The organism is Algibacter aquimarinus (genome assembly GCF_039543265.1).
In the GTDB taxonomy this organism is placed as follows: domain Bacteria; phylum Bacteroidota; class Bacteroidia; order Flavobacteriales; family Flavobacteriaceae; genus Algibacter_B; species Algibacter_B aquimarinus.
The window spans coordinates 226,995-242,899 of sequence record NZ_BAABJK010000006.1 but is presented as its reverse complement, the minus strand read 5'-3'; the positions used below and the strand labels follow the sequence as shown (position 1 = coordinate 242,899).

Below are 15,905 nucleotides of genomic sequence, written 5' to 3'. Positions count from 1 at the left end.
AAAATATGGCATACTTAGAATTAAATAATATTTATAAAACCTACGGTCAAGGCGACAATGAAACTGAAGTGCTTTCAAATATCAATTTATCGATAGAAGAAGGGGAGTTTGTGGCAATAGTTGGGTTTACAGGAAGCGGAAAAACAACCTTGGTAAATTTGATAAATGGTTTGATAGAACCAACAAAAGGAGAGGTTTTATTTAAAGGTGAACCTGTTCAAGGAACGAGCCATGAACGAGGTGTAATTTTTCAAAATTACTCATTATTACCTTGGTTGACTGTTGGACAAAATGTTTTTATGGCGGTAAAAGAAGCATTTCCGAAAAAGAGTAAAAAAGAGTTAAACGAAATTGTTGCTAACTATGTGGAGATGGTGAGTTTAACACCTGCAATTAATAAACGCCCCAAGGAATTATCTGGGGGTATGCGTCAACGTGTAGCGGTTGCTAGGGCTTTAGCCATGAAACCCGAGATGATTATTATGGACGAACCACTCGGTGCTTTAGATGCATTAACAAGAGGGAATTTGCAAGATGAAATTTTAAATATATGGGGAAAAGATAAGCGCACAGCATTATTAATTACCAATGATGTGGATGAGGGCATTTATATGGCAGATCGAATTATTCCGTTACGTCCGGGGCCAAATGCAACTTTAGGACCTGAATTTAAAATAGATATTGAGCGTCCGCGAGATAAAACAGAAATGAATGATAATGCAAATTTTAAGGAAACAAGAAATGCCATTATTGAATATTTAATGGATATAGGAAACGAACGAAAAACTGAGGCAAGTGTAGAAATTAAGCTTCCAGAGTTAACACCGAAAGATTTTGTAAATCAATTTAAATAAGCATCAAGATGAGCACTATAATTGAAAATAAAACAAAGATTATAAAAGAGGTTTCAGGTTTTCCATCTAATGACGTGATGCTTGATTTAAAAAATTTAAAGAAAGTATACCCAACACCAAAGGGCGACTATGTAGTTCTGGAAGATTTAAATCTTCAAATACGTAAAGAGGAGTTTGTTACCATTATTGGACATTCTGGTTGTGGAAAAACAACTATGCTTTCTATGATTGCTGGATTAAACCCAATTTCTGGAGGTAATATTTCGGTATTAGGAAAACACATAAAAGGCCCTGGGCCAGATAGAGGTGTTATTTTTCAAGCACCTAGCCTGATGCCATGGATGACAGCATTAGATAATGTGTTGCTGGGAGTAAAACAAGTTTTTCCTCATGCTACAAAAGCACAGCGTAACGATATAGCAAAATACTATTTACAGAAAGTAGGTTTAGAAGATGCTTTTAATAAACGTGCTTCAGAATTATCTCAAGGCATGCAACAACGTGTTGGAATTGCCAGAGCATTTGCCATAAAACCAAAGGTATTATTATTAGACGAGCCTTTCGGAATGTTAGATTCATTGACACGAGGAGAACTTCAAGATATTTTAATTGAGATTTGGAATAAAGAAAAAATTACCGCTGTAATGATTACTCACGATGTTGATGAAGCTATCTTTTTGGCAGACCGTGTAGTTATGATGACTAGCGGACCTCGCGCAAAAATTGGAGATGTTTTAGATATTGATTTTGAAAGACCCAGAACCAGAAAAGCCGTATTAGAACATGACGATTATTATAAATACAGAAAACACTTAATAGACTTTTTAGAGCACTAATAAAGAGAAATTAATCAAAACAAATAGAAAATAATATGAGTTTATGAAAAAGTAAATTTTTCATAAGCATTGGATAACTACAACCTTATTTAAACAGAAATTAACGATTAACAAAAACTCAAATTAACAAAAATTAAAAACAAGAAAAATGAAAAAACAATATGTAATTTTAGGACTATTACTTGTGTGTATACAATTTGCACAAGCACAATTTACATTAGATGGTCAGTTTAGACCAAGAACTGAGTACAGAAATGGATTTCAAACCTTAATTCCAGATGCAGCTGATGCAGGTTTTGGTATTAATACCAGAATTAGATTAAATGCAGGTTATAAAACAGATGCTTTTAAAGTGTATATGAGCTTGCAAGATTTATTAGTTTGGGGAGAAAACCCACAAATTATACCAGTTGATGCAAATAACTCATTTTCAATTTTTGAAGCATGGGCGCAAATTAATTTAGGAGGAAAATGGTCTACTAAAATTGGGCGTCAAGTATTGTCTTATGACGATCAGCGTTTCTTTGGAGGTCTAGATTGGGCACAGCAAGGAAGAAATCATGATTTAGCTATGATTAAATATGTAGGTGAAGGTTTCGTTTTAGATTTCGGACTTGCTTTTAATCAAGATTATGATAATAATGGTGGTCCTTTGTTTGGTTTTCAAAATATTGGTACAGGATACCCTGCAAACAATCCTTTTCAATACAAAACTATGCAGCATATATATGCTAAAAAAACTTGGAGTGGTTTTGATGCAAGTCTTTTGTTAGTTAACTACGGGCACCAAAACTTTGATACTAATAGCGAACCTGATGGTGTAAATAGTTTATTTACTGCAGGAACACACCTAAACTATAAAAAAGGAAAATTTGGTGCTGCGGCTAATGCATTTTTACAAACAGGTACGTTCTTTAATGGAAGTACCGATGTTGGAGGAGCATATTTATTAGGACTAGATTTAAGCTACAAAGCATCTAGCAAAGTTGGTTTAGGTCTTGGTCTAGAACTTATTAGTGGAGATGATAGTAGTACAACAGATAAAACTGAAGCATTTTTACCAACCTTTGGTACCAACCACAAATTCAATGGTTTTATGGATTATTTCTATGTTGGGAATCATGTAAATACTGTTGGTTTATTTGATGTTCATGCAAGTGCTAACTTTAAATTAGGAGAAAAAGCAAGTTTATTGGCTAAGGTATTAAACTTCAGTGCAGACCAAGAGTTACCAAGCGGAGAGACTTCTTTAGGTACAGAAATAGATTTAGTATATAGTCAAACATTTAAAGGCTATGCTTTAAAGATTGGATATTCTCATTTATTCGTCGCTGATGGTATGTACGAACTTAAAGGTGTCGCTGAAAGTGCAGCAAAAGACACTCAAAACTGGGCATGGGCAATGCTAGTAATTAAGCCAAAATTTATTAACTAAATATTTTAAAATTTTTCATCAGTGAATTGGAGATAATTTTCATTTTAGTGTTAATTAGTTTGATTTTCCAATTTATTAATCCCGCTTCGGCGGGATTTTTTTGGTTTATAACCTGTTGGCTCACTCAAATTGATAGTTCACTCAATTTGGTTGGTTTTACTTTTAGTTATAATGTAGTTTCGAAGTAACTAAAAAAACAAATATCATGGAGCAAAAATTCAATCTTACAATTAGTAAACCGTGTTCAGAAAAATTTAATCAGTTTAATAAAACTGAAAAAGGAGGCTTCTGTAATTCATGCCAAAAAGAAGTTATAGACTTCAGAACTGTTAGTGATGAACAGTTAATTAAGTATTTTAAAAGTAAAGAAGGAAAAACATGTGGGTATTTTAGCAAAACTCAACTAAATAGAGATTTTCAAATTCCAGAATTCGAGCAATCAAGTAGATATAAATTCTTAAGAATTGCTGCTGTTGCGTTTCTAAGTCTAACTTCTCTTCATAATATTCAGGCTCAAAATCAAAAGGATAAAACGGAAATCATTGAATCATCTAAACAGAACAATAATTCAAATGATAACAGAATACAAGAAGTATTACTAACAGGATCTATTGTTGAAGAATCTGGTTCTCTTCCGGGAGCAAATATCGTATTAAAGGGAACAACAATTGGAACATCGACTAACTTTGATGGTAAATTTGAATTCCCAAAACCTTTAAAAGAAGGTGATATTTTAGTGGTAAGTTATCTGGGTTATGTTACAAAAGAAATAAAGATTAACAAGTCTCAAACAGAACTTAATGCTATACTTAATATTAATATGGAGGAAGATTTATCCTGTGTTTTATTGGGTGAAGTAGAAGTTAATGAAGTATATAAATCTAAGCGTTCGTTTTGGCAAAAAATAAAAGGAATATTTTAAATGAGACAGTTAGTTTTAATACTTGTTTTGTTTTTGAGTTTTACTATTTATGCACAAAAGGAAGATTTTTCATTTATAAATTTTGATAAAGCCGATAGTATTGCCAATTCATGCAAAGGTTATAGTTTGAGAAATTTACCTGTATTAACTTATAATATTACACAAGATTTAGACACCCAAGTAGAACAATTTCGGGCAATTTATATTTGGGTGTGTAACAACATTGAAAGTGATTATAGTTTTGGTGAATCCACTTTGCGCCATCGTAAAAGGATGAAAAATGATAGTGTTTCATTTTCTATTTGGAATGCCCAAGTGCTTCCAAAAGTGTTTAAAAAACTTCTAAATGATAAGAAAACTATTTGCTCTGGTTACGCCTATTTGATTAAAGAAATGTCTGCTTTGGTTGGTATAAATTGTGAAATAGTAGACGGATATAGCAGAACAACAAGCCATAATATTGGAGAAATTGATATTCCTAATCATTCATGGAATGCAGTGAAATTAAATAGTAAATGGTATTTAGCAGATGCAACAATGGCAAGTGGGTATTTCGATATTGATAAAAATGAATTCGTTAAAAACTATAATGATGGTTATTTTTTAGTATCACCCGAATTATTTCTTAAAAAAAATTATCCGTTAGATTTAACATGGTTGTTATCAGAAAATAAAACGACATTGAGACAGTTTGTTGATGCCCCAATTGTTTATGGTAGTACATTTAAACATACTGTTACCCCAATTTGTCCAAAAATTTTAAATACGAAAATTACAGTTAACCAAGAAGTTGTTTTTAAGTTTAAACTTAAAGATGAAACTAAAATTAAGAATACACGTTTAGTTTTTAGTAGCGGTTTAAAAAGCAAAACAATTAATGTAACTGATTTAGATATTAATAACGGAATAGTAGAATTAAAATACCGTTTTACTAAAAAAGGTAGCTATGATGTTCATTTAATGGTAGGTGCAGATTTTGTAATTACATATACAGTTAAAGTAGAAAAGGTTAAAAAGAACTTATTGTAGAGAACTTTTTATTTATTATTCAATTTCAAATACATTTCTTACATTTAAGCAGTAAAGAATAAATATGCTTAAAAAAGTTTTTGCTAGCGCCGTTTTTGGTGTTGAGGCCTCAACAATTACTGTTGAAGTGAATGTAGATAAGGGTGTTGGTTATCATTTAGTTGGCTTGCCAGATAATGCCATAAAAGAGAGTAATTTTCGAATAGCCGCAGCACTCCAAAATAATGGTTATAGAATTCCTGGAAAGAAGATAATTATTAATATGTCGCCCGCAGATTTACGCAAGGAGGGAAGCGCATACGATTTAACTTTAGCTATAGGTATTCTTGCTTCTACAGATCAAATTAAAGCCGAAGATTTAGATAAGTATTTAATTATGGGAGAGCTTTCATTAGATGGAAGTTTACAACCCATAAAAGGCGCTTTACCAATAGCGGTTAAGGCACGAGAGGAAGGTTTTAAAGGGTTTATTTTGCCTATTCAAAATGCAAAGGAAGCTGCTATTGTAAATGATTTGGAAGTTTATGGAGTTGAAAATATAGAGCAAGTCATTAATTATTTTGATAAAGGCGAGCCTTTAGAGCAAACCATTATTGATACAAGAAAAGAATTTGAAAAAAATCTAGATTTCCCAGAATTTGATTTTGCTGATGTAAAGGGACAAGAAGGTATTAAGCGTTGTATGGAAATTGCTGCAGCTGGCGGACATAATATTATTTTAATAGGTCCACCAGGTGCTGGTAAAACTATGTTAGCAAAAAGGCTTCCAAGTATTTTACCACCAATGACTTTGCATGAAGCTCTTGAAACTACAAAAATTCATTCTGTAGTTGGGCGCGTAAAAGATTCTGGCTTAATGGCACAACGCCCATTTAGAAGTCCACATCATACCATAAGTAATGTAGCCCTTGTTGGTGGCGGTAGTTACCCACAACCCGGAGAAATTTCATTATCTCATAATGGTGTTTTGTTTTTAGATGAATTACCAGAATTTAAGCGTGAAGTTTTAGAAGTGATGCGGCAGCCATTGGAGGATAGAGAAGTAACCATTTCTAGAGCAAAATTCACGGTAACCTATCCGTCCTCATTTATGTTGGTAGCGAGTATGAACCCGAGTCCGGGAGGTTATTTTAATGATCCTGATGCACCTGTAACCTCAAGTCCTGCTGAAATGCAACGCTATTTAGGTAAAATTTCTGGACCGTTACTAGATAGGATTGATATTCATATTGAAGTGACGCCTGTACCTTTTGATAAGTTAAGCGATGATAGAAAAGGTGAAACTTCCGTAGAGATAAGAAAGCGTGTTACCAAAGCCAGAGAGCTGCAAACTAAGCGTTTTGCTGATTCTGATGCGGTGCATTATAATGCCCAAATGAACACTAAGCAAATAAGAAAATATTGTATTTTAGATGATGCTTCAAAACAGCTTTTAAAAACGGCTATGGAGCGTTTAAATTTATCAGCTCGTGCTTATGATAGAATATTGAAAGTATCAAGAACCATTGCTGATTTGGAAGGTGTTGAATTGGTAAACGGATCTCATATTAGTGAAGCTATACAGTATAGAAGTTTGGATAGAGAGGGTTGGTTGGGATAGCTTTATGCAGACTATTTAATTAAACAAAAAAAAATAAAATGAAAAATCTAAAAATCAATTATATTAGATTAAATGTTATGAACAAATGAATATTTCAACAATACCAACCGATAACCTGTACAAATTTATAGCAATTTTTGGATTAGCTATTTTTATATCATCATTTTTCCTTGTAAAAGATACTGATTTGGAGAAAAGAGACAAAGCAGGAAGCGAGTATGTTATAGCTAAAGATTTAATGGATTTTAATCTAAAAAGATATAATGAATCAAAAGAAGTTTATGACTATTTAGGTGATAAATTGCAAAGTTTTAAAATTTCAAAAGAAACAGACTTAGATGTTTTTTTAGATCATCGAAAGGATTTTGATGAAAGTTGTGATTTAATGAATTTAAGGTATCAAGAATATTATGATAGTTACAGAGATTTATTAATGAAACAATTCAATAATAAATTTTATGAAGACCTTATAAAATTCAATAAAAGTCGTTCTTCAAATTTAATTATTTTAGGATCTATTCTTATAGTTATTGGATTTTTATTATGGTACTATAAGCATCAAAGGTATATTGATGCCCAAAAAGCTGCTGAGGGGAATAAATTTTTAGAGTTATTAAATCATGTTAGTGAAAATAAAATTAAAAATAATAATAAAGTTGATTTAGATGAGGATAAAATAAACTAGATACTTAATCTTTCTAAACTATCAGATATGTCACGCTCGTGACTAGAATGATTACAAGACTTCTTATCTTAAAAGCCAATATTAAAGTTACGAGTATTATGCTCATACTTAACAGTTATTTTCTACTTCATAGAAAAAGGTTGTCCTGTACTTTGTAAAGCACCAAACCAAAAACTGCCTTCGTAAAGTGTAAGTAAACAAATCTCGTGTTGAAGCTTACCGCAAGAAAATTTGTTTTTTGATTTAAAGTAATAAATCTTCAAATTAAGACAACTATTTTCTATTTTTATGATGTCATGTTATTATGCACTTCATTTAATTAAACTGATAAAATCATGAAACAAATATTTTTTTTACTTGTCAGTACTTTTTTGTCAATATCAATTAACGGGCAAAGTTTTATAGGAGCTTGGGAGGCAACTTCAACATCTAATGCGGGTGTTGAAATAAGAAATGTTGTTATTTTTTCTGAAGGATATCAAGTTGCAACATGGTACGAAGCCAAAACAGGAAAGTTTTTAAAAACGAATGGTGGAACATGGAAATTAGAGAGCGATACCATGACTGAAGTTGTAGAGTTTGATTCTGAAAACCCTGATAGGGTGGGAACTGAATTGAGTTTTAAAGTGCGAATTGATGTTAATACTATGGGCATTATTGGAGATTCAGCAACATATAAAAGAATAGATGATGGTTCTCCGGGTAAATTGCAAAATGCTTGGTTAATGTCTGGAAGAGTTCGAAATGGAGAAACTCAATTAAGAGACGTTAATAGACCTAGAAAAACCATGAAAATTTTATCTGGTACACGTTTTCAATGGATAGCTTACAATACAGAAACTAAAAAGTTTTCTGGAACAGGAGGTGGAACTTACACTACCATAGATGGAAAATACACTGAAAATATAGAGTTTTTCTCGAAAGACAATTCAAAAGTAGGCATGAGTCTAGATTTTAACTACAGTATAGATAATGGTAACTGGACACATACTGGTTTTACTAGTAAAGGAGATCCTCTGCATGAAATTTGGAGTGTTCGAGAGTAACTATATCAATAATTTAAATGCTAAGAAGAATACAATATAGATAAGATTGTGTTTTAGATGATGCTTCAAAACAACTTTTAAGAACAGCTGTTGAGTGTTTAAATTTGTCGGCAAGCGCTTACAATAGAATATTGAAAGTTTCCAGAACCATTGCTGATTTAGAAGGTGCCGACGTGGTAAATGGTGCTCATATTAGTAAAGTGATTTAGTATAGAAGTCTGGATCGTGAGGGTTGGTTGGGGTAACCAGTTCCTAAGAAAGCGAGAATCTTTTCATGCTTACTAGTGGTCACTATTTGCAAACTAACAGTAGCGGCGGTATTTAGTATAAAATTTTTATTTGTAAAGAAATATTTAAATAAAAAAGAACTCTTTAGTAACGAGCACTGAAAAATTAGTATCACTAATTTAAATGTTTAATGTTATAATACATTAACTTATTCGCTCATCTTCATCCCAAACTCCAGAGTCTGTAATATCACCTTTAGAATTAAAAATTTTGCCCTTTCCATTTTTAAGATTTTGTTTCCATTTACCACTCCATTTAGTGCCGTTTAGCAAAATAAGAGAGCCTTTGCCGTGACGTTTTCCTTTTTTAAATGCACCTTCGTAGCGCATACCGCTAGACCAAATGTATGTGCCGCGTCCAGAAATGTATTTTCCATTTAGATTGCCAGAGTAAGATGTACCATCTTTCCAAATAATATTGCCTTTTGCATATTTGCCTTGTAATATCTCTACATCAAAGTAGGCATCTTCTAGTTCAAATTTATACCAACCATCAGTTAGCAATTGTATATCGTTGTGTACGGGTAAAACTTTGATTTTTTGCGCATTAACATGTTCAAAAATCAAAAATAAGATGATAATAAGCAATTTTTTCATAATATATTTTTTTAATTGAGTCGTTCCTTTTTTATAGGAGCTTACAGAAAAGTTAATTAACCTAAAAGAATAGCTGTATAGCTCTGTGATAGAACGGTTATTAATTAATTAGTATTTGTTTGTGGAAAAAAAATACAACTCAAATGTGTACTATCTCAACAAAAAAGCTTAGGAGAAAATAATTCCAAATTTTGCTATAAATTTTTTCTCTATCCAATTGAATTGCTCCTCAAAGTCGAGAGACTTTGAGGGTATAGTACTCCTAAATTAATTCTTATTCTGAAAACTTTCAATTGCAAACCATATTAAAAGGTAAAATTAGCAAAAGAAGAAAAGGTTAAAATTTAAAACTATAGTTGGCAAACAAGTGCGTTAGGGATTGAACGGCATGTTTGAAATCCCTGACGTAGGAGGGATTGAGTAGTGAAAGCCCGACCCCTTGTGGGTAACGCCCAAATAAAAACCTATCATTAACATCTTATTTCATAGAAAAAGGTTGTCCTGTACTTTGTAAAGCACCAAACCAAAAGCCACCTTCCATGTTTATCTTTTTACGTTTTTTGGTAACATCTGCTATTGGTAAGTAAACAAACCTATTATTAACGCTAGCGACAACAAAATTTGTTTTTCCTGCCATAGCACCGTGTACAGCATGATATGCTAAGTGATTACAGTAAAGGCTATCATTCGCGTTTGCTGGAGCACTTCTAATGATATAACTCGGGTCGATATATTTTATCGTTGTTTTCATATCTATAGCGTCAAAATATGCTTTAATTTTCTCTTTAAGTAGTATTCCAATGTCTTTATGTTGAATATTTCCTGAGGCATCTGTAGTCGCTTCATCATTTTTAAATAAATGTTGACCAGCGCCTTCAGCAACAACAATAACGGCGTGTTTTTTGGAATTCAGCCTCTTTTTTAAATTTTCCAGAAATCCATTCTCACCCTCCAATTCAAAATCCATTTCTGGTACTAGAACAAAATTAACTACAGGCATGGAAAGTGCTGTTGATGCAGCAATAAACCCACTGTCTCTCCCCATTAATTTAACTATAGCCATACCATTGTAAGCACCATCTGCTTCGTTATGAGCATCTCTTACAATGGGGCAGGCCACATCGAAAGATGTTTCAAAGCCAAAAGATTTGTCAATAATATCAATATCATTATCAATGGTCTTTGGTATGCCAGTAACAGCAATTTTTAAGCCTCTGTTGAGGATTTCAGTTCCTATGGCGTTAGCGCCTTTTAAAGTGCCATCGCCACCAATAGCAAATAGTATATCTATTTTATTATTCACAAGGGTATCAACCATTACCGATACATCTTGTCCGCCTCTTGAAGACCCTAAAATAGTACCTCCAAATTCATGGATATCTTTAACTTTATCAGGTGTAAGTTCAATAAAATCATGTCCAACTTCAGGGTTTAAACCCTCATAACCATAAGGAATACCAACAATTCGCTTGACGCCATAAAAATAATGCAATGCCATGACCAAACTACGAATAACGTTATTGATGCCAGGGCAAAGTCCGCCGCAGGTTACAATAGCTGCAGTAGTATTTTCACCCTTAAAAAAGATTTTTTCACGAGGGCCAGAACGCTCGTAAGAATCTGGAATTACGTCATGTTCTAAAGAAGAATGAAGATTTTTCAATTTAACATCTGCCAAAATCCTATCTGTATCTTCAACAAAATTAAAAATACTATCACCTATGGTTTTACTTAAATGTATTGGAGATATTATTTTAGGATCTCCTAAATTAGTTATTCTGAAATTATCATTCTTTTTCATGTAGCTAGTAATAGTTTAAATCAAAACATAAAAATAGAATAAAATAAGAACTTTATAATCCTTATTCAATAACTATTAATTGCTATTTCACAATTAGTATTGAACCTTTATATTTACATTATGAAAAAACTAATTGCGTTTGTACTTGTATCGATTATTTTCAATTGTAATTCATCAAAAGAAGAAAAAAAACCTGAACAAACTAAACCTTTAGAAATAGTCAAGCAACCTGTTTTAAACATAGAACAAGCCAATAAATTGGCCAATTTGCCATTGCATTGTATTAATACTGAATATCCAAATAAGCTATCTCAGACTTTGGGAGGTGATGAAGATTTAAAGTCGCCAACCCAATTACATCCTGCGTTTTATGGTTGTTTCGATTGGCATTCATCTGTTCACGGACATTGGAGCTTAGTGAGTTTGCTAAAATCGTTTCCTAACATTGAAAACGCAGATGATATCAAACAAAAATTACTCAACAACATATCAAAAGAAAATATTGAAGCTGAGGTTGCTTATTTTCATGGTAAACACAATAAATCTTACGAGCGTACCTATGGTTGGGCGTGGTTATTAAAACTTACTGAAGAGATTCATACTTGGGAAGACGAAACTGCACGACAATTAGAAAGTAACTTGCAGCCACTTACTAATTTAATTGTGGATAAATATATAGAGTTTTTACCAAAATTAAATTATCCACAACGTGTGGGAACACATACAAATACGGCATTTGGTTTGTCTTTTGCTTATGATTATGCTGAGACTCTAAAAAACGAAGTGCTTGCGAAAGCTGTTAAAGATCGCGCTTTGTATTTTTTTGAAAAAGATAAAGAATGCCCAATTACTTGGGAACCTAGCGGAAGCGATTTTTTGTCACCTTGTTTGGAAGAAGCTGCTTTGATGAAGCGTTTAATGTCTATTAATGATTATAAAGTTTGGCTTAACGATTTTCTACCTGAATTAAAAGATGAAAATTATACTTTAGACGTTGGTATAGTTTCCGATAGAACTGATGGTCATTTAGTGCATCTGGATGGTGTAAATTTTTCCAGAGCTTGGAGTTTAAATAAAATAGCTGAAGGCTTACCTGAATATAATCACCTTAAAAATATTGCAAATCAACACATCAATTATTCGTTACCTAGTATTTTTGGTGATAGTTACGAAGGTGGGCACTGGCTGGGTAGCTTTGCTATTTATGCTCTTAATTCTATAGATTAATGATAAAAAAATGGTATAAAAATATAGGTCCAGGTCCATTAATAGCAGCAGCTTTTATTGGTCCTGGAACTGTTACCGTTTGCACTTTGGCTGGAGTTGGTTTTGGATACTCACTATTATGGGCTATGGCGTTATCAATAATAGCTACTATTGTGCTTCAAGAAATGTCAGCTCGCTTAGGTATTATTACGCAAAAGGGATTGTCTGAAATCATTAGAACAGAAATTAAAAATCCCGTATTTAAATTATTCGCCATTGCTTTAATTCTTTCCGCTATTGTTATTGGAAATGCCGCATATGAAGCTGGAAATATTAGTGGCGGGGTGCTTGGTTTAGAAACCATTATTGGTAATAAAAATATAAATTTTGATGGATTCTCGTTCAACTTACTAAGTTGGTTTATTGGATTTGTTGCTTTCTTTTTATTGTACTTAGGTAATTATAAAGTTCTAGAAAAGGTGCTCTTATTCTTGGTTATCCTAATGAGTTTTTCTTTTTTGTTTACAGCAGTTATTACGAAACCTGATGTTCTAGATATTTTAAAAGGTGTTTTTGTTCCAAAATTTAATGATACTAGTTTGTTCACTGTTATTGCTTTAATTGGTACTACGGTGGTACCTTATAATTTATTTTTGCATGCATCATTAGTAAAAGAAAAATGGCAAAATATTGATGATTTAAAATATGCTAGGAAAGACACCTTTGTAGCGGTTTTTTTGGGAGGTATAGTATCTATGTGCATCATTATATCTGCTGCATCTATTCAAGCAGCAGAGGTAAATAATGTGGCAGATTTGGCAAAGGGGTTAGAGCCATTATTTGGTAATTTGGCTAAGTATTTTTTAGCTATTGGTTTGTTTGCAGCTGGTATTACAAGTGCTATTACGGCACCTTTAGCAGCAGCTTATGTAGCATGTGGTTGTTTGGGCTGGAGCAATAATTTAAAGTCTAACAAATTCAGAGCAGTCTGGATTTTTATTCTAATTTTAGGTGTTTTGTTTTCGTCGTTTGGCATTAAGCCTATAGAAATAATAAAATTTGCACAAATTGCAAATGGTATTCTGTTACCTGTTATTGCAGGGTTTTTAGTATGGATTATGAATAAAGAATCGTTGTTGGGACAATATAAGAACACAATAATGCAAAATATATTAGGGTTTTTAATCCTTGGAATTAGTGTATTACTGTCTTTGGCAACTCTTAATAAAGTATTTGATTTAAACTTTTTTTAGTGATAAATAAAACGATAGATATTAACGCAGATGTAGGTGAGGGGATTGGTAACGAATCTCAGCTGATGCCTTATTTATCATCCTGTAATATTGCATGCGGCGGACATGCCGGTGATTTTGATATTATGAAGGAAGTAACAAAGCTTGCACTGGAAAATGGGGTTAAAATAGGTGCGCATCCTTCCTTTCCAGATAAAACTAATTTTGGTAGGCAAGCCATGGATATTACTAGACTAGATTTATATAACTCGATAAAAAATCAAATTGAAGATTTAATAAAGGTTTTGAATAAAGAAGACGCCTTATTACATCATATTAAGCCACACGGTGCACTTTATAATTTTGCTGCAGTTGATGAAAATATTGCTAATATTATTATAGAAGTTATAAAAAGTATAGGACTACCTTTGAAACTTTATGTGCCTTATAAATCTGTAATTGCAGATTTAGCCATAAAGGAAAATATCCAAATTATATACGAAGCTTTTGCAGATAGAAACTACAACAACGACTTAACTTTGGTTTCTAGAGCAGAAAGTAATGCCGTAATTACTGATTCTAAATTGGTTTTTGCTCATGTGTTTTATATGGTTTCAACACAGAAAATTAAGACAATACAAAATACAAAAGTAGATATAAAAGCCGATACATTTTGCATTCATGGAGATAATCCAAAAGCTTTAGAAGCTATTAAATATTTAAATGAAAAACTAATGCTTAATGGCTATAAAATTAAATAGTTTTTGATGTCTTTTGAATTGAAATACAAGCCCTTTGGAGAGTCTGCAATTTTAATAGAATGGCCTTCTAGAATTGATAAGGGTATATTAAAAAACATCACATTATTCAAAGATAAAATACAACAAAAAAGTACTGAATATATACTTGAAATAAAACTCTCATATAACTCACTATTAGTTATTTATAAATTTGAAATCATAGATTTTAAGAAGAAAGTGAAGTCTTTGAAAAATATTTATAATTCTGGTTTTTCAGAAGATGAAATTATATCAAAAACATGGTATATTCCTGTATGCTATGATGATAGCTTTGGATTAGATTTAGAACATATGTCCAAGACGAAAGATATATCTAAATCTAAAATTATTGAGTATCATTCAAAAGGTTTATACACAGTTTATTTTATCGGATTTTTACCAGGGTTTTTATACTTGGGAGGTTTAAATGAAGCACTACATTATCCTAGAAAATCATCTCCCAGATTAGAAATTGAAAAAGGCGCAGTGGCTATTGGTGAAAGTCAAACAGGAATATATCCGGATGTTAGCCCTGGTGGATGGAATATTATTGGTAACTCACCAATCAATTTTTTTGATGTTTCTAAAACTGAACCATGTTTTGCAAAACCTGGAGATTTTATTAAGTTCTTTTCAGTTTCAATAAAGAAGTATAACGATATAAAAACTCTAGTAAACGCAGGAGTTTATGAGTTAAAAAGCGAGGTTGTTTATGGTTAAGGTTTTATCACCAGGATTTTATTCAACAATACAAGATATTGGACGTTTTGGTTATCAAGAATATGGAGTACCTTATTCTGGAGTTATGGACTTAAATGCAACTACTCTAGTAAATATGTTGTTGGGGAATGATAAAAATGATTCTGTAGTTGAAATGACAATGACTGGTGCAAAACTTCAATTTAGTATCAAAACAGCTATTGTAATTTCGGGTGCAGATATGTCTCCGATGATTAATGGTAATTCTATTCAATTAAATAAAATAGTAGCAATTAACCCTAATGATATTCTGTCTTTTGGAAAATTAAACACAGGTTTTAGGTCTTATTTAGGGGTTTTAGGTGGTTTTAATACAGAAACCGTTATGCATAGTAAAAGTATGTATAAGAGCATAACTAAGTCCTTTATGCTAGCTGCAAATGATAAATTGCAAATAACAGAAGTATTGTCTAATCATAATAAAAAGCATGCCAGTATTAGATTTGATACATCATATGTTAGTTCTAAGGATTTAGTGGTTTTCAAAGGTCCAGAATTTGATATGTTATCCAATGAACAACAAAAAGCATTATTTAATAAAAGTTATACTATTTCAAAAAATAACAATAGAATGGCTTATCAAATAGAGGAAGTAGTTCAAAATAACTTAAAACCTATTATAACTTCGGCAGTTTTACCTGGAACTGTTCAATTAACACCTTCAGGTAAACTCATAGTTTTAATGCGCGATTGCCAAACAACAGGAGGTTATCCAAGAGTGCTTCAACTTGAAAAATCTTCAATTAGTATATTAGCACAAAAGTTTACAAGTAAAACCATTCAATTTAAGCTTAAAGCTCAAATTTAATATCTATGTGGTTGGGTAATTGTTTAAGA

15 protein-coding genes and 1 pseudogene are annotated in these 15,905 nt (G+C 32.1%); 14 read left to right on the top strand and 2 right to left on the bottom strand.

The genetic code is table 11. The features are described 5' to 3' along the window. Positions 1 to 5 precede the first annotated feature (5 nt). The 9 genes and pseudogenes from ABD939_RS10255 to ABD939_RS10215 form a co-directional block, all read left to right on the top strand. Positions 6 to 854, top strand: coding sequence for an ABC transporter ATP-binding protein (locus ABD939_RS10255; RefSeq protein ID WP_345167998.1), 849 nt, complete (start codon positions 6 to 8; stop codon positions 852 to 854). 8 nt (positions 855 to 862) lie between these two features. Then, the gene (locus ABD939_RS10250; protein ID WP_345167995.1) at positions 863 to 1,690 is read left to right on the top strand and encodes an ABC transporter ATP-binding protein; all 828 of its coding nucleotides are present in this window, start codon (positions 863 to 865) and stop codon (positions 1,688 to 1,690) included. A 148-nt stretch (positions 1,691 to 1,838) separates the two neighbouring features. After that, positions 1,839 to 3,125 carry an alginate export family protein gene (locus ABD939_RS10245; RefSeq protein WP_345167992.1) on the top strand — a complete coding sequence of 429 codons (1,287 nt, stop codon included), beginning with the start codon at positions 1,839 to 1,841 and terminating at the stop codon, positions 3,123 to 3,125. Positions 3,126 to 3,330: 205 nt separating this feature from the next. After that, positions 3,331 to 4,047: a carboxypeptidase-like regulatory domain-containing protein gene (locus ABD939_RS10240; protein ID WP_345167990.1), complete on the top strand. Its 717-nt coding sequence runs from the start codon at positions 3,331 to 3,333 to the stop codon at positions 4,045 to 4,047. After that, a complete protein-coding gene (locus ABD939_RS10235; protein ID WP_345167987.1) occupies positions 4,048 to 5,076 on the top strand; it encodes a transglutaminase domain-containing protein in 1,029 nt (342 codons plus the stop codon). 64 nt (positions 5,077 to 5,140) lie between these two features. Then, entirely contained in the window at positions 5,141 to 6,676 is a 1,536-nt protein-coding gene (locus tag ABD939_RS10230; RefSeq protein WP_345167985.1) for a YifB family Mg chelatase-like AAA ATPase, read from the top strand. A gap of 85 nt (positions 6,677 to 6,761) precedes the next feature. Further along, entirely contained in the window at positions 6,762 to 7,361 is a 600-nt protein-coding gene (locus tag ABD939_RS10225; RefSeq protein WP_345167983.1) for a hypothetical protein, read from the top strand. Positions 7,362 to 7,696: 335 nt separating this feature from the next. Further along, on the top strand, positions 7,697 to 8,407 hold the full coding sequence (locus ABD939_RS10220) for a membrane or secreted protein (protein WP_345167981.1): 711 nt from the start codon (positions 7,697 to 7,699) through the stop codon (positions 8,405 to 8,407). Positions 8,408 to 8,454: 47 nt separating this feature from the next. Then, a pseudogene (locus ABD939_RS10215) lies at positions 8,455 to 8,616 on the top strand (magnesium chelatase subunit ChlI family protein); the annotation flags it as partial. A 222-nt stretch (positions 8,617 to 8,838) separates the two neighbouring features. On the opposite strand, the gene ABD939_RS10210 reads toward ABD939_RS10215, so the two are convergent. After that, positions 8,839 to 9,291: an MORN repeat-containing protein gene (locus tag ABD939_RS10210; RefSeq protein WP_345167979.1), complete on the bottom strand. Its 453-nt coding sequence runs from the start codon at positions 9,289 to 9,291 to the stop codon at positions 8,839 to 8,841. Between the two features lie 478 nt (positions 9,292 to 9,769). Beyond that, positions 9,770 to 11,092, bottom strand: coding sequence for an ATP-dependent 6-phosphofructokinase (locus ABD939_RS10205; RefSeq protein ID WP_345167977.1), 1,323 nt, complete (start codon positions 11,090 to 11,092; stop codon positions 9,770 to 9,772). A gap of 120 nt (positions 11,093 to 11,212) precedes the next feature. Between ABD939_RS10205 and ABD939_RS10200 the strand changes: the two genes are divergently transcribed. The 5 genes from ABD939_RS10200 to ABD939_RS10180 are packed head-to-tail and all read left to right on the top strand — an operon-like array spanning position 11,213 to position 15,876. Then, a complete protein-coding gene (locus ABD939_RS10200) occupies positions 11,213 to 12,319 on the top strand; it encodes a DUF2891 domain-containing protein (RefSeq protein ID WP_345167975.1) in 1,107 nt (368 codons plus the stop codon). Next, positions 12,319 to 13,551, top strand: coding sequence for an Nramp family divalent metal transporter (locus tag ABD939_RS10195; protein ID WP_345167972.1), 1,233 nt, complete (start codon positions 12,319 to 12,321; stop codon positions 13,549 to 13,551). The genes ABD939_RS10200 and ABD939_RS10195 overlap by 1 nt, the downstream gene beginning before the upstream one ends. Continuing rightward, on the top strand, positions 13,551 to 14,291 hold the full coding sequence (pxpA, locus tag ABD939_RS10190) for a 5-oxoprolinase subunit PxpA (protein ID WP_345167969.1): 741 nt from the start codon (positions 13,551 to 13,553) through the stop codon (positions 14,289 to 14,291). Before ABD939_RS10195 ends, pxpA begins: the two co-directional genes overlap by 1 nt. 6 nt (positions 14,292 to 14,297) lie before the next feature. Continuing rightward, on the top strand, positions 14,298 to 15,029 hold the full coding sequence (pxpB, locus tag ABD939_RS10185; protein WP_345167966.1) for a 5-oxoprolinase subunit PxpB: 732 nt from the start codon (positions 14,298 to 14,300) through the stop codon (positions 15,027 to 15,029). Then, positions 15,022 to 15,876, top strand: coding sequence for a 5-oxoprolinase subunit C family protein (locus tag ABD939_RS10180; RefSeq protein ID WP_345167964.1), 855 nt, complete (start codon positions 15,022 to 15,024; stop codon positions 15,874 to 15,876). Before pxpB ends, ABD939_RS10180 begins: the two co-directional genes overlap by 8 nt. Positions 15,877 to 15,905: the final 29 nt, after the last annotated feature.